Raw genomic sequence first — 20,922 nt, 5'->3', positions numbered from 1 at the left:
GGGTCCTCCTGCGACGGGGGGTGGGCAAACTCCAGGGCGGCGGAACCGGGGGTACGGGTGCGGCCGGGGCGGTCACACGGTGAGGGCGAGCCGGTTGATCGCGGCGAGCGGGATCGGCAGCCAGCTCGGCCGGTGCCGGGCCTCGTAGACCACCTCGTACACCGCCTTGTCGATCTCCAGGGCCCGCATCAGCTCCGGCGAGGCCGCCGGGTCGGCGCCGCCGCCGGCGGTGTAGCCGGCGCAGAAGGCGGTGCGGTTGCGCTGCGCCCAGGCGGCCGCGAGGTGGGCGAGCTCCGGGTCGACCGGGCCGCCGGCCAGCAGGTGGGCGGCCGCGTAGTCGAAGGAGCGGAGCATCGCGGCGATGTCGCGCAGCGCGGGCTGCGGCTCCCGGCGCTCGTTGACGGACTTGGCCGGTTCGCCCTCGAAGTCCAGCAGCACCCAGCCGTGCGGGGTGCGCATGGCCTGCCCGAGGTGCAGGTCGCCGTGGATGCGCTGGACCGGCAGGCCGTCCGGGTGGGCGTCGGCGAGCTGCTGGAAGGCGGTGCGCAGCGCGGCCCGGTAGCGCAGCAGCCCGGGGACGGCGGCGACGGCGCTGTCCAGCCGGTCGGCCATGGTGGTGGCGAGCCGGCTGGTCTGGGCGCGGTCGAGCCGGGCGACCGGCATCGACCGGGCCAGGACCCGGTGCACCTCGGCGGTGGCCCGGCCGAGCCGGTGCGCCTCGATGGCGAAGTTGCCGGGGGAGGGGTCGCCCTTGAGCCTGCCGACCTGGTCGAGGGCGAGCTCCCAGCCGTCCTCGGCGTCCGGCAGGTAGCGCTGGAGCAGGCCGAGGGTGGCGGGTTCGGCGCGTTCCATCCGGCTCTCGAACCAGGCGGCGACCCGGGGGATCCGGGTGGAGCCGGCCCGGGAGAGGGCGAGGGAGAGTTCGAGGTCGGGGTTGGTGCCGGGGTGGATGCGGCGGAACAGCTTGAGGATGTACGAGGTGCCGTAGATGACCGAGCTGTTGGACTGCTCGGCGGTGGAGGCGCGGCCGGGGAGGTTGGCGGGGAGCCCGGAGCCGGGGGTGCGGCGGAAGGACAGCGAGCCGAACCGGTCGCCGGTGGCCAGGTGTTCCAGCAGCCGCCCGGTGAGTTCGGGGTCGTGCACCGCGTCGTAGAGCGCCGCGCCGTCGTACGGGCCCTGGCTGAGCCGGCCGAGCACGGCGCTGGGCTCGATGTCCGCGGGCCCGTCCGAGCGGATGCCGAGCAGGAGTTGGTAGATGTCCCCGTGCGGGGCGCCGGCCGTGGTGGCGTGCTCGACCCGCAGCAGCAGGTGCAGCAGGGCCGGGTCGCCGACCTGCAGCGGGGTTCCGACCATCGGGGTGAGGCCGGTGATGGGCCGTCCCTTCCCGGCGTACCAGCGCTGGGTGGGGAGCCACTCGGCGATCAGCGGCAGGGCCGCCTGGACGAGTTCGCTGACCCCCAGGGCGGTTCTCCGGGCCCCGGTGCTCCGCGGGCCCGCCGACGCGGCGGATTCGGCGGGGGTGTCGTGCTGCACATGGGCTTGAGAACGGGAGGTTTCGGACATGACTCCCTTTCCCCGGAAGCGGGCGGACGGCCCGACGGGTCTGGCCGGGTCCGTCAGTCTTCCGGATTTCGGCGGCGCGGCGGCGGCGGCACGCGAGCGGGGCTCAGGTGTCACGCCTTCGTGTGGGTGGCCGTTGGGCTGTTCTCCGTACGCGGTGGTGCAGAGAACTCCGGGGGCGCAGGGGTTCAACTCGCGCCCCCGGAGGGTCTGGTGGTGCTGTTGGGGCCGGATGTGGCGGATCGTTACTTCGAGCGCCTCGTCCCGCTCAGGCGCGGGGGCTGCCGGAGCTGGAACCAGTAGAAGCCGTGGCCGGCCAGGGTGAGCAGGTAGGGCCACTCGCCGATCGAGGGGAAGCGCACCCCGCCGATCAGCTCGACCGGGTACCGTCCGCCGTACTGCCGCAGGTCCAGCTCGGTCGGCTGCGCGAACCGCGAGAAGTTGTTCACGCACATGACCAGGTCCCCCTCGTGTTCGCGCACGAAGGCCAGCACGGCGGGGTTGCTGGAGGGCAGTTCGGTGTACGTGCCGAGGCCGAACGCCGGATTGAGCTTGCGGATCTCGATCATGCGACGCGTCCAGTGCAGCAGCGAACTCGAACTGCTCTGCTGCGCCTCGACGTTGGTCACCTGGTAGCCGTACACCGGGTCCATGATGGGCGGCAGACTGAGCCTGCCCGGGTCGGCGGAGGAGAAACCCGCGTTGCGGTCCGGGGTCCACTGCATCGGCGTGCGCACGCCGTCCCGGTCGCCCAGCCAGATGTTGTCGCCCATGCCGATCTCGTCGCCGTAGTACAGCACCGGCGAGCCGGGCAGCGAGAACAGCAGGGCGGTGAACAGCTCGATCTGGTTGCGGTCGTTCTCCAGCAGCGGGGCGAGCCGGCGCCGGATGCCCACGTTGGCGCGCATCCGGGGGTCCTTGGCGTACTCCGCGTACATGTAGTCGCGCTCCTCGTCGGTGACCATCTCCAGGGTCAGCTCGTCGTGGTTGCGCAGGAAGATGCCCCACTGGCAGCCGCCCGGGATCTGCGGGGTCTTGGCGAGGATCTCCGACACCGGGTAGCGGGACTCCCGCCGCACGGCCATGAAGATCCGGGGCATCACCGGGAAGTGGAACGCCATGTGGCACTCGTCGCCGCCCGCGGTGAAGTCGCCGAAGTAGTCGACGACGTCCTCGGGCCACTGGTTGGCCTCGGCGAGCAGCACGGTGTCGGGGTAGTCGGCGTCGATCTCCTTGCGGACCCGCTTGAGGAACTCGTGCGTCTCCGGCAGGTTCTCGCAGTTGGTGCCCTCGCGGGCGAACAGGTAGGGCACCGCGTCCAGCCGGAAGCCGTCGATGCCGAGGTCGAGCCAGAACCGCAGCCCGGCGATCATCTCCTGCTGGACGCGGGGGTTGTCGTAGTTGAGGTCCGGCTGGTGGGAGAAGAACCGGTGCCAGTAGTACTGCTTGCGGACCGGGTCGTAGGTCCAGTTGGAGGTCTCGGTGTCGACGAAGATGATCCGGGCGTCCGGGTACTGCTTGTCGTCGTCGGCCCACATGTAGAAGTCGCCGTACGGGCCGTCCGGGTCCGCCCGCGAGGCCTGGAACCACGGGTGCTGGTCGCTGGTGTGGTTCATGACGAAGTCGATGATCACGCGCATGCCGCGGGCGTGCGCGGCGTCGACGAACTCCATGAAGTCGGCGAGGTCGCCGAACTCCGGCAGCACCGACTTGTAGTCGGCCACGTCGTACCCGCCGTCGCGCAGCGGCGAGGCGAAGAACGGCGGGAGCCAGAGGCAGTCGACCCCGAGCCACTGGAGGTAGTCGAGCTTGGTGGTGAGCCCCTTCAGGTCCCCGACCCCGTCGCCGTTGCTGTCCTGGAAGGACCGCACCAGCACCTCGTAGAAGACCGCACGCTTGAACCACTCCGGGTCCAGGTTCTTCTTCGAGGTCTCCGGGAAGATGTCGGGGACGGGCTCGTTCACTGTCACGCTGGGTTCCTCCGAACCGTGAGGAGGTGAGCCGGCTCGGCTGAGGGATCGAGCCGGACGTAGTTGTGCCGGCCCCAGGTGTAGACGGCGCCGGTGAGCTCGTCGTGCACCACGTACGGGCCGTCGCCGTCGAGGGTGACGGTGGCCTCCTGGACCTGGTGCGGGTCGAGGTTGACCACGGTGACGACCTGGTCGGTGAGGCCCTCGGGGGTGGTCGCGGTCTTGGAGTAGGCGAGCACCTGGTCGTTGTCGGTGGGGTGGAAGCGCAGGTTGCGCAGCTGCTGCAGGGCGGGGTGGCGCCGGCGCAGCCGGTTCAGCACGGTGAGCAGCGGGGCGAGGGAGTCGGTGCGGGCCCAGTCGCGCGGGCGCAGCTCGTACTTCTCCGAGTGCAGGTACTCCTCGGATCCCGGGTGGGCCGGCTCGTTCTCGTACAGCTCGAAGCCGGCGTAGACGCCGTAGCTGGGGGAGAGGGTGGCGGCGAGCACGGCGCGGACGGCGAACGCGGCCCGGCCGCCGTGCTGGAGGTAGCCGTGCAGGATGTCCGGGGTGTTGGCGAAGAAGTTGGGCCGCATGTAGGCGGCGGCGTCACCGGTGAGTTCGGTGAGGTACTCGGTGAGTTCCGTTTTGGTGGTGCGCCAGGTGAAGTACGTGTACGACTGGTGGAAACCGATCTTCCCCAGGGTGTGCATCATCGCGGGCCGGGTGAAGGCCTCCGCCAGGAACACGACGTCCGGGTCGGTGCGGGCGATGTCGGCGAGCACGTTCTCCCAGAACACCACCGGCTTGGTGTGCGGGTTGTCGACCCGGAAGATCCGAACGCCGTGGGACATCCAGAACCGGAGGATCCGGATGGTTTCCTTGACGATTCCATCCATGTCCTGGTCGAAGTTGACCGGATAGATGTCCTGGTACTTCTTCGGAGGGTTCTCGGCGTACGCGATGGTGCCGTCCGCGCGGTGGTTGAACCATTCCGGGTGCTTGTTCACCCACGGGTGGTCGGGGGAGCACTGGAGGGCGAAGTCCAGCGCCACCTCCAGGTGCAGGTCCCGGGCCTCGGCGACGAAGTGGTCGAAGTCCTCGATGGTGCCGAGGTCCGGGTGGATCGCGTCGTGGCCGCCCTCCGGGGAGCCGATCGCCCACGGCGAGCCGACGTCGTGCGGACCGGCCGTCAGGGTGTTGTCCGGGCCCTTGCGGAAGGCTCGCCCGATCGGGTGGACCGGCGGCAGGTAGACCACGTCGAAGCCCATCGCGGCGACGGCCGGCAGCCGCTCGGCGGCGGTGCGCAGGGTGCCCGAGCGCGGCGGCTCGACGCCGCCCGGGTCCACCACCGCGCCCTCCGACCGGGGGAAGAACTCGTACCAGGAGCCGTACAGCGCGCGCTCGCGGTCCACCTGGAGCGGCAGCGGGCGGGAGGCGCTGAGCAGTTCGCGCAACGGGTGGCGGTCCAGCAGTTCCAGCACGTCGGGGGCGAGTGCGGCGGCCAGCCGGGACAGCGGCGGCAGCCCGGGGTCGCGCAGCGCGTCGGCGGCGGCCAGCACGTGCGCCCGGCCCTCCTTCTTCGGCACCCCGTTCGCCGCCTGCTCCAGCAGTCGGGCGCCCTCCTCCAGGACCAGCACGGTGTCGATCCCGGCGGGCAGCTTCACGGCGGCGGTCCGGCGCCAGGTGGCGATCGGGTCGCTCCAGGCCTCGACCAGGTACGACCAGCGGCCGGGGGCCGTCGGGGTGACGTGCGCGCCCCAGCGGTCGGTGCCCTCGGCCAGCTCGCGCATCGGTGTCCACGGGCCGCTGCGGCCGCGCGGGTCGCGCAGCACCACGTTGGCGTTGACGGCGTCGTGGCCCTCGCGGAACACGGTCGCGGTGACCAGGAAGGTCTCGCCGACGACGGCCTTGGCCGGGCGGCGGCCGGAGTCGACGAGGGGGCTGACGTCCAGGACGGGGATGCGGCCGATCACGGTGTCGCTCTCTGTCGTCTTGCGGGCGGCGGACTTGCGGGCGGGGGCCTTGCGCGGCGCGGCGTCGGCGGGGGCCTCGGCGGCGTCGGCGGTGGCCTTCGCGGTGGCGGCGGCGCGGCGCGTCGTGGTGGTGCGCCTGCGCGGTGTCGCCGGCCGGCCCTCCTCGGACCCGGGTTCTCGGGCTGCGTCGGTCGGCTCGCCGCGGACCGCCCCGGCCCGCGGCGCCGGCATCGCCGGATCCGTCCGAGTGTCAGAATCCGTCCGTCCGGCGGATTCCGCGACCGCTGCGTCGATGGTGTCGGCCACCGGTGTGGACTGGTCCCGCGTGTCGCCGTGCATGTCAAACTCCTGCCCGAGATCGGCGGCAGCTCCCGCGGGCCGGGATGGGCCAGGGGAGTACCGGGAGGACTGCTGGGTGGGGAGGACGTGCGACCGGAAGCCTGCCCGCGCCGCTGTCCCCGGCAACCTGCCCGGCGCCCGCCGAGCCCGCGGCGGGACGCCCGGAGCCCGTGCGCGTCCCGGCGCGCGCCTCCAGGGGCACGCCCCTGGGCGAACCGGTCCACCCGTGAACGAGCAGGCCGGGTACGAGGACACGCGTCGGTGCGCGGTGGGCGCCGAATGGGCTAAGAAGAAGGGAAACGATCAACGCGAAAAGGATTCGGACGTGCTGCTTCAAGGCGGACGCCACCCGCCGCCGCACTCCCCGCAGCATCAACGACCTTGAGTCATCCTCGCACCGGGGACAAGACTTTTGCAGCGGTACGACAGTAGTTTCGGGCTTTGTCCTGAGCGGATGAGCCATCGGAAATGGACCTGTTCCGCAGTGTTCATGCATTGGTAGCGCGGGCCTCCGGAATGTGCGCCTCGCGCGCCCCCCGTGCAGCCCAATGCGCCGAATGCGATCTCATCAATAGGCCGAACGGATGCCCAATAGCCCACTTGACGCACTGCCATGACGACCATCGCGGCTACGCTTCACGCCGTGAAGGCAATCCGCAGATTCACCGTCCGCACCGTCCTGCCCGAACAACTCCAGCCGCTGCACGAGCTGGCCCTCAACCTGCGCTGGTCCTGGCACCCCGAGACCAGGGACCTCTTCCGGTCCGTGGACCCGGAGGTCTGGGCCGCGACCGGCGAGGACCCGGTGCGGTTGCTCGGGGAGGTCCCGGCCGCCCGGCTCGCCGCACTCGCCGCCGACCGGCGGTTCCTGCGCAGACTCGGCGACCTCGCCGACGACCTGCGCGAGTACCTGGGCGGCCCCCGCTGGTACCAGACCCAGCAGGAGGCCGGCGCCACCCCGCCGCCCGCCGCCGTCGCCTACTTCTCCCCCGAGTACGGCATCGCCGCCGCGTTGCCCCAGTACTCCGGCGGCCTGGGCATCCTGGCCGGCGACCACCTCAAGGCCGCCAGCGACCTCGGCGTCCCGATCATCGGCGTCGGGCTGTTCTACCGGCACGGCTACTTCCGCCAGTCCCTCAACCGGGACGGCTGGCAGCAGGAGCGCTACCCGCTGCTCGATCCGGACGAACTCGCGGTCAGCCTGCTCCGGGAGGGTGACGGCGCCCCCGGCCGGGTCGACCTCGCCCTGCCCGGCGGCCGCACCCTGGCCGCACACATCTGGAAGGCCCAGGTCGGGCGGGTGCCGTTGCTGCTGCTCGACTCCGACATCGAGGCCAACTCGCCGGCCGAGCGCGACGTCACCGACCGGCTCTACGGCGGCGGCAGCGAGCACCGGCTGCTCCAGGAGATGCTGCTCGGCATCGGCGGCGTCCGCGCCGTCCGCGCCTACTGCCGGCTCACCGGGCACCCCGCCCCCGAGGTCTTCCACACCAACGAGGGCCACGCCGGCTTCCTCGGTGTCGAACGGATCCGCGAACTCGTCGCCGACGACGCGGCCGGCCTGGACTTCGCCGCCGCCCTGGAGTCCGTCCGGGCCGGCACCCTGTTCACCACCCACACGCCCGTTCCGGCCGGCATCGACCGCTTCGACCGCGAGCTGGTCGCCCGGCACTTCAGCGGCGACGCCGCGCTGCCCGGAGTCCCGGTCGAACCGGTGCTGGCGCTCGGCGCCGAGACCTGGCCCGGCGGGGACCCGAAGCTTTTCAACATGGCCGCCATGGGCCTGCGGCTCGCCCAGCGCGCCAACGGGGTGTCCACCCTGCACGGCGAGGTCAGCCGCTCCATGTTCAACGGCCTCTGGCCCGGATTCGACGCCACCGAGGTGCCGATCACCTCGGTCACCAACGGCGTCCACGCCGCCACCTGGATCGACCCGGCGGTCGTGCGGCTCGGCGCCGCCGAGATCGGCGCCGACCGCGCCGAGGACGCCATGACCACCGGCGACGCCAAGCGCTGGACGGGCCTGGAGAGGATCGGCAACACCGAGATCTGGGACCTGCGCCGCAGCCTGCGCGCCCAACTGGTCGAGGAGGCCCGCCGCCGGCTGCGCGACTCCTGGCGGCAGCGCGGCGCCGGCGAGGCCGAACTCGGCTGGGTCTCCTCGGTGCTCGACCCGGACGTGCTCACCATCGGCTTCGCCCGCCGGGTGCCCTCGTACAAGCGGCTCACCCTGATGCTGCGCGACCCGGACCGGCTGCGCGCCCTGCTGCTGCACCCCGTCCGGCCGGTGCAGATCGTGGTCGCCGGCAAGGCCCACCCGGCCGACGACGGCGGCAAGCGGCTGATCCAGCAGATGGTCGCCTTCGCCGACGACCCGGCCGTCCGGCACCGGATCGTCTTCCTGCCGGACTACGACATGGCGATGGCCCGGCACCTCTACCCGGGCTGCGACGTCTGGCTGAACAACCCGCTGCGCCCGCTGGAGGCCTGCGGCACGTCCGGGATGAAGGCCGCGCTCAACGGCTGCCTCAACCTGTCCGTCCTGGACGGCTGGTGGGACGAGTGGTGCGACGGCCAGAACGGCTGGGCGATCCCCACCGCCGACGAGACCGGCGGCGTGCTCGACCCGGAGAGCAGCGAGGCCGAGCACCGCGACGACATCGAGGCCGCCGCGCTGTACGACCTGATCGAGGAGCAGGTCGCCGGCCGGTTCTACGACCGGGGCACGGACGGGCTGCCGCACCGCTGGATCGCCATGGTCCGGCACACCCTGGTCACCCTCGGGCCCAAGGTGCTGGCCGGGCGGATGGTCCGCGAGTACGTCGAACGGCTGTACACCCCGGCGGCGCTGGCCCAGCGGGAGCTGGCCGGCGCGGCGTACCGCGGCGCGCGGGAGCTGGCCGAGTGGAAGGCGCGGGTCCGCGAGGGCTGGCCGGCCGTGCGGGTCGAGCACGTCGAGGCGGACTGTCCGGACGAGGCGCAGGAGCTGGGCAGCGCGCTGTCGCTGCGGGTGCAGGTCGCGCTCGGGACGCTGGACCCGGGCGACGTCGAGGTGCAGGCGGTGTCCGGCCGGGTGGACGAGTCGGACGGCATCTCGGATGCCTGCGTGCTCGCCCTCAAGCCCGTCGGCGGGTCCGACCTGGACGGACGGACCCGCTACGAGGGCTCGCTGGAGCTGTGCCGGACCGGGCCGTTCGGCTACACCGTCCGGGTGTTGCCGGCCCACCCCCGGCTGGCCTCCCCGGCCGAGCTGGGGCTGGTCGCCCTGCCCGCCGAGTCGGCGGGGATGGACGCGGGGGTGCTGCGCTAGCCCTGCCCTGGCGGGACGCGCCAGGGCCTGTCTTCAAACCCCCGCCACGCGGGCGGGGTTTGAAGACAGGCCCTCTAGACGAGGCTGTCCCGCCAGGCCTGGTGGAGGGCGGCGAAGCGGCCGGAGCCGTCGACCAGCTCCTGCGGGGAGCCGTCCTCGACGATCCGGCCCTGGTCCATCACCAGGACGCGGTCGGCGATCTCCACGGTGGAGAGCCGGTGCGCGATGATCACCGCCGTCCGGCCGGCCAGCACCGTGCGCATGGCCCGCTGGACGGCCTGCTCGCCGGGGACGTCCAGCGAGCTGGTCGCCTCGTCGAGGATCAGCACCGCCGGGTCGGCGAGCAGCGCGCGGGCGAAGGCGACCAGTTGGCGCTGCCCGGCGGAGATCCGGCCGCCGCGCTTGCGCACGTCGGTGTCGAAGCCGTCCGGGAGCGCGGCGATGAACTCGTGGGCGCCGATGTCCCGGGCGGCCTGATCGACCTCCTCGCGGCCGGCGCCGGGGCGGCCGATCGCGATGTTGTCGGCGACGGTGCCGGAGAACAGGAAGGACTCCTGGGTCACCATCACCACGCCGCGGCGCAGCTCGGGGGTGGCGAGGTCGCGCAGGTCCACGCCGTCCAGCCGGATCCGGCCGTCGGTCGGGTCGTAGAAGCGGGCCAGCAGCTTGGCGACCGTCGACTTGCCCGCGCCGGTCGCGCCGACCACCGCCACCGTCTGTCCGGCCGGGATCACCAGGTCGAACGGCGGCAGCACCTCCTTGCCGGTGCGGTAGGCGAAGCGGGTGTCCTCGAAGCGGACCTCGCGCCCCTTGCCGGCGGCCGCCGGCAGCTCGGTGGGCTCGGCCGGTTCGGCGACGGTCGGCTCGTGGGCGAGCAGGCCGGCGATCTTCTCCAGCGCGGCCGCGGCCGACTGGTAGCTGTTCAGGAACATCGCCAGCTGGTCGATCGGGTCGTAGAGCCGGCGCAGGTAGAGCACGAAGGCGGTGAGCACGCCCAGTTCCACCGTGCCGTCGGCGACCAGGTAGGCGCCGAGCAGCACCACGCCGGTGGTCCACAGGTTGGCGGTGGCGCGGGAGAGGCCGACGTAGCGGGCGATCTCCAGCAGGCCGTCCGCCGTCGCGGTGGCGGACTGCCGGTTGACCACGGCGAAGGCGTCGTCGTTGGCCTGCTCGCGGCGGAAGGCCTGCACCGGGCGGATGCCGTTCATGGTCTCGGTGAAGCGGACGATCAGCGAGGCGGCCGAGGTGCGGGAGCGCCGGTAGACCCGGCGCGAGCGGCGGCGGAAGGAGCGGGCGATCAGCGCCAGCGGCAGCACCGACACCAGTGAGACCAGGCCGAGTCGCCAGTCCAGCACCAGGAGCAGCACCGAGATGTAGCAGACCGAGAGGAAGACGGTCAGCAGCTCCTGGAGGCCCTCGGAGAGCAGCTCGCGCAGCGCGTCCACGTCGCTGGTGGCGCGGGAGATGATCCGGCCCGAGGTGTACCGCTCGTGGAAGTCCAGGCTCAGCCGCTGGGCGTGCCGGAAGATCCGGCCGCGCAGCTCCAGCAGGATGTCCTGGTTGACCCGGGCGCTGATCTTGATGAACGCCCACTGCAGCACCGGGCTGATCAGCGCGCAGGCCAGGTAGGCGCCGACCACCGCGATCAGCGGGCCGGAGTCGTGCTCGCGCAGCGCCGGGATGCCGCGGTCCATCGCGACGGCGACCAGCAGCGGGCCGGACTGCAGCGCGGCCTGCTGGACGAGGATCACCACCATCGCGACGGCGATCCGGGCGCGGTGCGGGCCGAGCAGCGAGCGCAGCAGTGCCCGGGGCGCGCCGGGCGGGACGGGGATGTCCTCCTCGTCGGCCGGGGGCGGCGGCAGCTGTTCCTCGGCCGGCTCGGCGGTCTCCCGCTCGGCGGGGCCGGCGGGCGAGACGGTGGTGGTCATCGGGTGGTGCCCCCCTCGGAGATCAGGGCGGTCTCGGGTACGAGGGCGGCCTCGCCCGACATCAGTTCGCGGTAGTGCGCGCAGTCGCGCAGCAGTTCCTGGTGGGTGCCGACGGCCTCGATCCGGCCGTCGGAGAGCACCGCGACCCGGTCGGCGAGCAGTACGGTGCTCGGGCGGTGGGCGACCACCAGGGCGGTGGTGGCGCCGAGGACCTCGCGCAGCGCCCGTTCGACCAGTGCCTCGGTGTGCACGTCGAGGGCGGAGAGCGGGTCGTCCAGCACCAGGAAGGCCGGGTCGCCGACCACCGCGCGGGCCAGCGCGAGACGCTGGCGCTGGCCGCCGGACAGGCTCAGGCCCTGCTCGCCGACCTCGGTGTCCACGCCCTCGGGGAGCTTGTCCACGAAGGCGGCCTGGGCGGTGGCCAGGGCGGAACGAAGCTGCTCCTCGCCCGCGCCGGGCGCGCCCATCAGGACGTTCTCCCGGACGGTGGCGGAGAACAGGGTGGGCTCCTCGAAGGCGACGGCGACGAGTTCGCGCAGCCGCTCCCGGGGGAGGTCGCGGATGTCCCGGCCGTCCAGGGTGATGGCGCCCGCGGTGGCCTCGTGGAGGCGGGGGAGCAGCGCGGTGAGGGTGGTCTTGCCGCTGCCGGTGGCGCCGACCAGGGCCATCGTCTCGCCGCTGCGGATGTGCAGGTCGATGCCGGCCAACAGGTCGGGGGTGTCGTCGGGGGCGTCGGGATAGCGGAAGCGGACGTCGGTGAAGCGGATGCCGTCGGGGGTGGGGCCGAGGCCGTCGGCGGTGCCCGTATCGGCGCTCTCGGGCTCGTCCAGCACCTCGAAGAAGCGGTCGGTGGCGGTGGCGGCCTCGTTGGCGTAGGCGAGCAGCCAGCCCAGGGACTCGACCGGCCAGCGCAGCGCGAGCGCGGTGGAGAGGAAGGCGACCAGGGTGCCGGCGCTCAGCTCGTCGTGGGCGACCAGGTAGGCGCCGACGGCGAGGGCGCAGCCGAGGGCGATCTCGGGCAGGCCGACGATGACCGCCCAGAGGTTGGCGAGCAGCCCGGCCTTGCGCAGTTCGGTGCGGCGCAGGTCGTGGGACTGGGCGCGGAAGCGCTCGGCCATCGAGCGGTGGCGGCCGAAGGCCTTGAGGATGCGGATGCCGAGGACGGACTCCTCGACGACGGTGGCGAGGTCGCCGTTCTGGTCCTGGGCGCGGCGGGCGGCGCCGGAGTAACCGGACTCGAAGCGCCGGGTGAGCAGGAACAGCGGGACGGAGGGCAGCAGGGTGATCAGGGCCAGCCGCCAGTCCTGGGTGAACATCACCACCGTGCCGGCCAGGAACATCACCGAGTTGACGATCAGGAAGACCAGCGGGAAGGCCAGAAACAGCCGCATGGTGTACATGTCGGCGGTGGCCCGGGAGAGCAGCTGGCCGGAGCCCCAGCGCTCGTGGAAGGAGATCGGCAGCCGCTGGAGCTTGGCGAAGAGGTCGCCGCGCATGGCCGTCTCCAGCCCGGCCAGTGGTCGGGCCAGGATCACCCGGCGGGTGTAGAACAGTGCGGCCTCGACCAGGCCGAGCAGCAGCAGCAGGCCCACCAGCGGCCACAGCCCGCGCAGGTCGTGTTCGGCGAGCGGGCCGTCGACGATCCGGCCGAGGATCAGCGGGACGCCGAGGACGCTCAACATGGCGAGCGCGGCGGCGGTCGCCGAGGTGGCCAACTGGCGGCGGACGGCCCGGGCGTAGGGCCACAGGCGCAGCAGGGAGCGGACCGTGGAGCGGTGCCCGGTCGCGGTGTCGTCGTGTTGTCGGTTCTCGGCCATCGTCGTGAGGGTAGGACGAGGCCGCGTCATTTCTCATCAGGTTTTTCACCCCTGACAGGGCCCTTCGGCGAGAACCGGCCACCCGTACGGGTGGGGCACGGCTGAACGGTGGTGCGTGCGCGGCCGGTTGAGCGGGCCGGACTGCGCGCCGGGCGCGTTTCGGGCTCCTCTCGGGCTCCTCTCCGGCGCCGCTTGCGCGGTCGAGGTCCGTCAGGAGGCCGGGGCGGGTGCCTGCAGCAGCCGCAGCGAGCGCCCGCCGAGCACCACGGCGCCCCGCGGACACGGCTCGCCGGTGCCCGCGGCGGCCGTGTCGACCACCGTCCGGTACGCCGCCTCCGGCGCGGCCCAGGGCTCGCCGGGCAGGGTGAACACCACCGGTTCGTGGCCGGCGTTGAGCAGCAGCAGGAAGCTGTCGTCCCGTGAGGGCCGCCCGGTCTCGTCCCGTTCGGACATCGCGGTGCCGGACAGCAGCATGCCGAGGCAGGCGGTCGGGGCGAACCAGTCGGCCTCGGTCATCTCCTTGCCGAGCGGGGTGAACCAGGCGAGGTCCGGCTGGCCGCCGGGGGCGGCGGCCCGGCCGGAGAAGAACGCCCGCTGGCGCAGCACCGGGTGGGCCCGACGCAGCCGGATCAGCCGGGCGGTCAGCTCGCTCAGCTCCCGCCAGCCGGGATCGGCGCCCTCGGCGAGCAGCGACCAGTCCAGCCAACTGGCCTCGTTGTCCTGGCAGTAGGCGTTGTTGTTGCCACGCTGGGTGCGGCCGAACTCGTCCCCGGCGGTGATCATCGGGACGCCGGTGGAGAGCAGCAGGGTGGCCATCAGGTTGCGCAGTTGGCGCAGCCGCAGGGCGTTCACCTCCGGGTCGGTGGTCTCGCCCTCGACGCCGTGGTTCCAGGAGCGGTTGTCGTCGGTGCCGTCCCGGTTGGCCTCGCCGTTGGCCTCGTTGTGCTTGCGGTCGTAGCTGACCAGGTCGCGCAGGGTGAAACCGTCGTGCGCGGTCACGTAGTTGACGGAGGCGTACGGGCGGCGGCCGCCGCGCTGGTACAGGTCGGAGGAGCCGGACAGCCGGTAGCCCAGCTCGCGCACGTCCGGACGGGCGCCGCGCCAGAAGTCCCGTACGGTGTCGCGGTACTTGTCGTTCCACTCGGCCCACAGCGGCGGGAAGCCGCCGACCTGGTAGCCGCCCGGGCCGACGTCCCAGGGCTCGGCGATCAGCTTCACCCGGCTGAGCAGCGGATCCTGGGAGACGGCGGCGAGGAAGGGGTGGTCCATGTCCACCCCGTCGGTGCCGCGGGCGAGGGCGGCGGCGAGGTCGAAGCGGAAGCCGTCCACGCCCATCTCGGTGACCCAGTACCGCAGCGAGTCGGTGACCAACCGGACCACCTGCGGGCGGCGGGTGTCCAGGGTGTTGCCGCAGCCCGTGTAGTCGGCGTAGCCGCGCGGGCGGTGCGGGGCCTGCCGGTAGTAGGCGGCGTTGTCGATGCCGCGCAGCGAGAGCATCGGGCCGAGCTCGGCGCCCTCGGCGGTGTGGTTGAACACCACGTCGAGGATCACCTCGATCCCGGCGGCGTGCAGGGCGCGGACCATCCGCTTGAACTCGCCGACCTGGCCGCCCCGCGAGCCGGCCGCGGAGTAGCCGGCGTGCGGGGCGAAGTAGCCGATCGTGTTGTAGCCCCAGTAGTTGACCAGGCCGCGTGCCTGCAGGTGGTCCTCGCTGGCGTACTGGTGGACCGGCAGCAGCTCGACGGCGGTCACGCCGAGCCGGGTCAGGTGGGCGATCGCGGCCGGGTGGGCCAGGCCCGCGTAGGTGCCGCGCAGCTCCGGCGGGACGTCGGGGTGGCGCATGGTGAAGCCGCGCACGTGCAGTTCGTAGAGGACCGTCTCGGCCCACGGGGTCTTCGGCCGGTGGTCGTCGTACCAGTCGTCGTCATCGTGGACGACCACGGATCTGGGCACGTAGTCGGCCGAGTCGCGGTTGTCCCGGACGGTGTCGGCGACGTCCGGCTCCGGCCAGTTGCGGACGGCGGCGCAGACCGCGTCGTGGCTGGTGTAACAGCCGTCGACGGCACGGGCGTACGGGTCGAGCAGCAGCTTCGCCGGGTTCCAGCGGGCGCCGGTCCACGGGTCCCACCGGCCGTGCACCCGGAAGCCGTACCGGGTGCCGGGGCGGACGCCGGGCAGGAAGCCGTGCCAGATCTGGAAGTCCTGCTCGGTGAGGCGGTGCCGGCTCTCCCGGCCGTCCTCGTCGAACAGGCAGAGGTCGACCGCCTCGGCGCCGGCCGCCCAGAGCGCGAAGTTGGTGCCCTGGCCGCCCTGTTGGTCGGTCCGGAAGCGCGCGCCGAGCGGCTGCCAGCTGCCGGGCCACGGTGGCTCGGCGGTGTCCCCGCCGGGCGGCCGCACTCCGGCTTCCAGCTCCTGCCCTGACGCCATGGCCGTACCCTCCCTGGACGGGGTGTCCCGGACCCCGTTCACTTCCTCTTTCCCGGATTGCGCAGATCGGAAGCGGCTGAACGGGGGCTTACCGGCGGATGGCGGCTGATGGATGGGGGGATTTCGGGCCGCTCCGCGTGTCCCCGCCGTGATTGCCCTCGTTGTTCCCGGTATCGGACGTGGACAGTGGGAGGCCCCGGAATGCGGCGCCGAGGACGGGTGTGGGCGCGGCGGGCGGTGACGGTGGCCTGGGGCCTCGCTGTCCTGACGGGGTGCGGCGGCTCCCCGGCGGCCCCGGGGCAGGACGCCGCCGGGCCGGGGGCGCACACCCCGCCCCCGCCGCCGTCCCGGGCGGTCGTCGCGACGCTGCCCGCCGACGGCGCCCAGGACGTGCCGCCCGAGGGCCCGGTCCGGGTGACCGCGGCACAGGGCCGGTTGGTCACCGTCCGGTTGGCGGACACCAAGGGCGCCGAGGTCCCCGGCACGATCGCCCCGGACGGTGCCACCTGGACGCCCGACGGCCCGCTGCCGCTGGGCACCGCGTACACCCTGGACGCCGTCGCCGAGGACGACCAGGGTCAACGGGCGGCCCAGCACTCGGCGTTCTCGACGATGACCCGGGCGCACACCTTCGTCGCCTTCTTCACCCCGGAGGACGGCTCCACGGTCGGCGTCGGCATGCCGGTGTCGCTGCGCTTCAGCCGGCCGATCACCGGCCGGGCGGCGGTGGAGAAGGCCGTCCAGGTGAGCGCCGACCCGCCCGTCCCGGTGGCCGCGCACTGGTTCGGCAACCAGCGGTTGGACGTCCGCCCGCAGCAGTACTGGGCGGCCGGCACCAAGGTGACGGTGGCGCTGCGGATGAAGGGTGTGCAGGGCGCACCGGGCGAGTTCGGCACCCAGACCAAGGACCTGCACTTCACCATCGGCCGGGCCCAGGTCTCCACCGTCGACCTGGACGCGCACACCCTGACCGTCCGGGCCGGCCAGGGCGGCCGGGTGGTGCGGGTGCTCAAGGTGTCCGGCGGCAGCCCCGACCACACCACCTACCGGGGGGTGATGGTGGTGTCGGAGAAGTACAAGGTGACCCGGATGAACTCGCAGACCGTCGGGATGGGCGACGAGTACGACATCCAGGACGTGCCGCACGCGATGCGGCTGACCACCTCCGGCACCTTCCTGCACGGCAACTACTGGGCGGATCCCGAGGTGTTCGGCACCGCCAACACCAGCCACGGCTGCATCGGCCTGGTCGACGCCAAGGGCGGCGCGAGCAAGGACTCCCCGGCGGGCTGGTTGTTCGAGCACACCGTTCCGGGGGACGTGGTGGAGGTGAAGGCCTCCGCCGGGGACTTCGTGCCGCCGCAGAACGGCCTCAACGGCTGGAACGTGCCGTGGGAGCAGTGGGTGGCCGGCAGTGCCCTCGGTCCCGTCTCGGCCGCCGCCGGCTCCACCCCGCAGTAGTCGATCTTCACTGCCGGTTCACCCCCGCTCCACCCACCTCCGCCCGGGGCTCGCTCAGACGGCCCGGCTATCCTGCTCCGGCGCGCCCTGACCCGGCGCGAAAGATCGACGCCCGGTGCAACTCATGGGGGCACTCAACGCGTCAAGGGAGTGAATACCGGGAGGGGAGAAACCGTGAAGACGGGGAAGACGGCCGGCGCCGCGATACGTACCACCAGCCGCTACGGGCGCAGGGGTGCGATGGCGTTGGTCATGGGTGGGGTGCTGCTGCTCACCGCGGCCTGCAACGACGAGAAGGGCGGCGGCACGAGCGGCGGGGGCGACAACGCGGCGCCCGCGGCGACGGCGGGTGCGGGCGGGACGGCGGGTGCGTCGGCGGAGCCGAAGACCTCGGCCGCGGTGCTGGCGGTCGAGCCGAAGGACGGTGCCCAGGACGTGGCGCCGAGCAACGCGCTGCAGGTGTCCGTCTCGAACGGCAAGCTCACCGCGGTCGACGTGACGGACAAGAACGGCAAGCCGGTCGAGGGGGCGATCACCCCGGACGGCACCGGCTGGAAGCCCGCCGCCGCGCTCACCGTCGGCATGGCGTACAAGGTGAACGCGCAGGCCAAGGACGCCGAGGGCCTGGTGGCCGCGTCCACCACCTCGTTCACCACGCTGACGCCGGACAAGAAGGTCTCCACCAACGACAACATCAGCGACGGCGGTACCTACGGCGTCGGCATGATCGTCTCGGTGAACTTCAGCAAGAACGTCAAGAACAAGGACGCCGTCCTCAAGGGCATCACCTTCGAGACCGACAACGGCACCGAGGTGAAGGGCCACTGGTTCGGTGACAACCGGCTGGACTTCCGTCCGGCCGAGTACTGGAAGCCGGGCACCAAGGTCACCATCAAGTACCGGCTGAAGAGCGTCGAGGTCGCCCCGGGCGTCTACGGCGACGTGGACAAGGACGAGCCGTTCACCGTCGGCCGCTCCCAGATCTCCACCGCCGACGCCAAGTCGCACCAGATGACGGTCGAGCGGGACGGCAAGAGCACCACCGTGCCGGTCACCCTGGGCGCGGACGCGACGCCGTCGTGGGGCGGGACCATGGTGGTCATGTCCAAGGAGAAGGTCACCCGGATGAACTCGCAGACCGTCGGTCTCGGCGGCGAGTACGACATCCAGGACGTGCCGCACGCGATGCGACTGACCACCTCCGGCACCTTCGTGCACGGCAACTACTGGGCCAACCCGTTCGGCAAGACCAACGCCAGCCACGGGTGCGTCTCGATGGCGGACGAGAAGGGCGGCAGCGACACCTCGGTCGCGGGCAAGTTCTTCAACGACTCGATGGTCGGCGACGTGGTCAAGATCGTGAACACCAAGGAGAAGACCGTCGCGCCCTCCAACGGGCTGGGCGGCTGGAACGTGGTCTGGGCGAACTGGTAATCCCTGCCCGCCGACGGCCCGGATAGTCCCGGTTCGTCGGAGCGGTACGGACGAGCGGCCCGATCCTCACCCGTTGGGGTCGGGCCGCTCGCGTTTCGGGAGCGCCCCGGTCCTCGGATGGCGCAACCTTTCCGGGGGCCGGTGCGTGTAGTGGTCGGGTCCGCCGTGTCGGTGGGGTCGGCCGTGTCGGTCGGGTCCGCCGTGTCGGTGGGGTCGGCCGTGTCGGTCGGGTCCGCCGTGTCGGTGGGGTCGGCCGTGTCGGTGGGGTCCGCGGGGGTTCCTCCGCGGAGGGTTCAGAGGGAGGGATCGACGTTGAGGTCGATACGCAGAGTGGTGGCCGTCGGTCTGGTCGGCGGGGCGATGGTGCTGACGGCCGCGTGCAGTGGCGGCGGGAGCGGGAACGGGGGCGGAAGCGTGGCCAAGGCGGACCTGGGGGCCAGCGCGGCCGCCGGGACGGCTTCTCCGACCGCGACGCCCAGCAGCGCGGCGCCGAAGGTGTCCCAGGCCGTGGTGACCATCGCGCCGCAGGCCGGCGCGGTGGACGTCGCGCCCGACGCGCTCAAGGTCGGTGCGACCGGCGGCAAGCTCACCACCGTCAAGGTCAGCGACAGGAGCGGCAAGGAGATACCCGGCACGATCGCCGCCGACGGCTCCAGCTGGACCCCGTCCGCCGGCCTCTCGGTGGGCACCGCCTACCAGGTGAGCGCGATGGCCGCGGACGCCAGCGGCGCGGTCGCCACCGCGGACAGCAGCTTCACCACGCTGACGCCGACGGCGCTCGCCAAGGCCGTCGACAACGTGGACAACGACGCGACGTACGGCGTCGGCATGATCGTCTCGGTGGACTTCAGCAAGGACGTCAAGAACAAGGAGGCGGTCCTCAAGGGCATCACCTTCGAGACCGACAACGGCACCGTGGTCAAGGGCCACTGGTTCGACGACCGCCGGCTGGACTTCCGTCCCGAGAAGTACTGGACGCCCGGCACCAAGGTGACCGTGCACTACCGCCTCAAGAACGTCGAGATCACCCCTGGGGTGTACGGCACCGACCGGGACGAGCCCTTCACGATCGGGCGATCCCAGATCTCGACGGTTGACGCCGCCGCGCACAAGATGACCGTCGAGCTGAACGGCCAGGCGTCCGAGATCGACATCACCTCCGGCTCGCCCGAACACCCCACCTGGAACGGCACCATGGTCGTCATGTCCAAGGAGGGCGTGGTGCGGATGCAGTCCAGCACCATGCCCGGCATGACCGGCTCCCCGTACGACCTCCAGGTGCCGCACTCGATGCGGCTCACCACGTCCGGCACCTACGTGCACGGCAACTACTGGAGCAAGGTCATCGGTGAGGACAACGTCAGCCACGGCTGCGTCGGCCTCAAGGACGTCGAGGGCGGCGGCAGTTCCACCTCGATGGGCAAGTTCTACGACGGCTCGATCGTCGGCGACGTGGTGATCGTGAAGAACTCCACGAAGAAGGAGACCCTCGACCCGGCCAACGGTCTGAGTGGCTGGAACCTGGCCTGGAGCGCCTGGTAACCGGCCGGCGATCGGCTGCTGATCGCCCTGGTCGGGGCGGATTCGCGGCAACCCGGGCTGACGCCGACGCGGCCCGGGTCGCCCTCGCCGCGGCTCCTGCGGGGCTTCTTGTCGCTCTCTTGTCGCCCTCCTCTTGCACGCGGCATATGCCGACTCGGGAGAGATCGTTTGCTCATTGTCCGTACGCGGCCGCTTGCGTTCCGCAATGATGGACCGCATGGCGGGTTGGGGCGAAACAGATCAGTCATCAGTTCCCGGGGCCGGAATGGTCGCCGAGGCGTCGTGGATCGATGTCCAGGGCGCGCTGGCGGCGCTGGAACGGCTCAGCTCCGAGGAGCTGGAGGAGATGTATTGCGGCAGGTTGGGCGATCAGTCCGTGCCGGACGAGGTGCGACTGCCGTCCCGGCCGGAGACCGGCCCGGTGGCCCGCCGGCTGGTGCTGTCGGTCCTGGAGGCCTGGGACCTCCACCAGCACCTGGAGGCCGGGGAGTTACTCACCAGCGAACTGGTCTCCAATGCCGTTCGGCACGCCGCCGGGCGCACCATCGGGCTCCAGGTGGTCCGCAAGCCCGGCTGGCTCCGCGTCGAAGTCCGGGACTCCTCCCGGGCGTTGCCCTGCATGATCCTCGCCGAGTCGAAGCCGGCCAACGAGCGGGGGAGGGGCCTGCGGGTCGTCGACGACCTGGCCGACCGCTGGGGTGCCGACCTGTTGCCGCGCGGCAAGGGCGTCTGGTTCGAGCTGAAGGTCCGCGAGTTCCGTGAGCGCCACTGAGGGCTTCCGACGTCTGCCTGCCGAAGTCTGCGTGCCGAGGCCTGCGGGTCCGGGCGGTCGCGGGTCCGGGCGTCCCCCGGAAAACGCGCAGGGCCCCCGAGGTCGCCGTGGTCCGGCGGGTGGGGGCCCCTGCAAGTCATCGCGCCGGCCAAGGGGGTGCGTGCCGCGCGATGGGCGTCGGCCGTGCCAGGTCGGGCCAGCCGAAGTCTCCGCGCCCAGGGCGGCGTGCTGTGGCGCCCGCCGTCGGGCTGCTTCGACTATCGCACGGATCTCAGCATGTGGGCAAACCAGGCGTCTTGGATTGAAAGGTTTGTAACCTAGTTCACCTTTGGATTTTGCATAGGTTAACGCCGCTGCCTGTGAATATTCACGATCGCCCGCATCGGAGGGCTGCGCGGGCGGTCGTT

General features: G+C 72.1%; 12 protein-coding genes. 5 read left to right on the top strand and 7 right to left on the bottom strand.

Features of this window, described 5'->3' with window-relative positions:
- Window positions 1–72: 72 nt before the first annotated feature.
- The 3 genes from ACIO5E_RS16845 to ACIO5E_RS16835 form a co-directional block, all read right to left on the bottom strand.
- Window positions 73–1,563: a maltokinase gene (locus ACIO5E_RS16845; protein WP_400668065.1), complete on the bottom strand. Its 1,491-nt coding sequence runs from the start codon at window positions 1,561–1,563 to the stop codon at window positions 73–75.
- Between the two features lie 242 nt (window positions 1,564–1,805).
- Complete coding sequence (gene treS, locus ACIO5E_RS16840) at window positions 1,806–3,530, bottom strand: maltose alpha-D-glucosyltransferase (protein WP_400668062.1); 1,725 nt, start codon at window positions 3,528–3,530, stop codon at window positions 1,806–1,808.
- Window positions 3,527–5,482, bottom strand: a complete 1,956-nt coding sequence (locus ACIO5E_RS16835) for an alpha-1,4-glucan--maltose-1-phosphate maltosyltransferase (RefSeq protein WP_400668729.1) — start codon at window positions 5,480–5,482, stop codon at window positions 3,527–3,529. Before ACIO5E_RS16835 ends, treS begins: the two co-directional genes overlap by 4 nt.
- Before the next feature lie 982 nt (window positions 5,483–6,464).
- Between ACIO5E_RS16835 and glgP the strand changes: the two genes are divergently transcribed.
- Window positions 6,465–9,131, top strand: coding sequence for an alpha-glucan family phosphorylase (glgP, locus tag ACIO5E_RS16830; protein ID WP_400668059.1), 2,667 nt, complete (start codon window positions 6,465–6,467; stop codon window positions 9,129–9,131).
- A 74-nt stretch (window positions 9,132–9,205) separates the two neighbouring features.
- On the opposite strand, the gene ACIO5E_RS16825 is transcribed toward glgP, so the two are convergent.
- From ACIO5E_RS16825 to glgX, 3 genes are all read right to left on the bottom strand, one after another.
- Window positions 9,206–11,062, bottom strand: coding sequence for an ABC transporter ATP-binding protein (locus ACIO5E_RS16825; protein WP_400668056.1), 1,857 nt, complete (start codon window positions 11,060–11,062; stop codon window positions 9,206–9,208).
- Entirely contained in the window at window positions 11,059–12,879 is a 1,821-nt protein-coding gene (locus ACIO5E_RS16820; RefSeq protein WP_400668053.1) for an ABC transporter ATP-binding protein, read from the bottom strand. Before ACIO5E_RS16820 ends, ACIO5E_RS16825 begins: the two co-directional genes overlap by 4 nt.
- Before the next feature lie 210 nt (window positions 12,880–13,089).
- On the bottom strand, window positions 13,090–15,306 hold the full coding sequence (glgX, locus tag ACIO5E_RS16815) for a glycogen debranching protein GlgX (protein ID WP_400668048.1): 2,217 nt from the start codon (window positions 15,304–15,306) through the stop codon (window positions 13,090–13,092).
- A 201-nt stretch (window positions 15,307–15,507) separates the two neighbouring features.
- Here glgX and ACIO5E_RS16810 point away from each other — a divergent pair, with 201 nt between their 5' ends.
- Entirely contained in the window at window positions 15,508–16,767 is a 1,260-nt protein-coding gene (locus ACIO5E_RS16810) for an Ig-like domain-containing protein (protein ID WP_400668046.1), read from the top strand.
- Between the two features lie 174 nt (window positions 16,768–16,941).
- Window positions 16,942–18,201 carry an Ig-like domain-containing protein gene (locus ACIO5E_RS16805; RefSeq protein ID WP_400668045.1) on the top strand — a complete coding sequence of 420 codons (1,260 nt, stop codon included), beginning with the start codon at window positions 16,942–16,944 and terminating at the stop codon, window positions 18,199–18,201.
- Window positions 18,202–18,494: 293 nt separating this feature from the next.
- On the opposite strand, the gene ACIO5E_RS16800 is transcribed toward ACIO5E_RS16805, so the two are convergent.
- The gene (locus ACIO5E_RS16800) at window positions 18,495–18,719 is read right to left on the bottom strand and encodes a hypothetical protein (protein ID WP_400668042.1); all 225 of its coding nucleotides are present in this window, start codon (window positions 18,717–18,719) and stop codon (window positions 18,495–18,497) included.
- Between ACIO5E_RS16800 and ACIO5E_RS16795 the strand changes: the two genes are divergently transcribed.
- Complete coding sequence (locus tag ACIO5E_RS16795) at window positions 18,709–19,743, top strand: Ig-like domain-containing protein (protein WP_400668039.1); 1,035 nt, start codon at window positions 18,709–18,711, stop codon at window positions 19,741–19,743. The genes ACIO5E_RS16800 and ACIO5E_RS16795 overlap by 11 nt on opposite strands.
- Before the next feature lie 265 nt (window positions 19,744–20,008).
- Window positions 20,009–20,515, top strand: a complete 507-nt coding sequence (locus ACIO5E_RS16790; protein WP_400668037.1) for an ATP-binding protein — start codon at window positions 20,009–20,011, stop codon at window positions 20,513–20,515.
- Window positions 20,516–20,922: the final 407 nt, after the last annotated feature.

The sequence above is a fragment of the Kitasatospora sp. NPDC087314 genome, assembly GCF_044744365.1.
In the GTDB taxonomy this organism is placed as follows: Bacteria; Actinomycetota; Actinomycetes; order Streptomycetales; family Streptomycetaceae; genus Kitasatospora.
The sequence above is the reverse complement of the archived record's forward strand: the minus strand, read 5'-3'. Positions and strand labels throughout refer to the sequence as shown.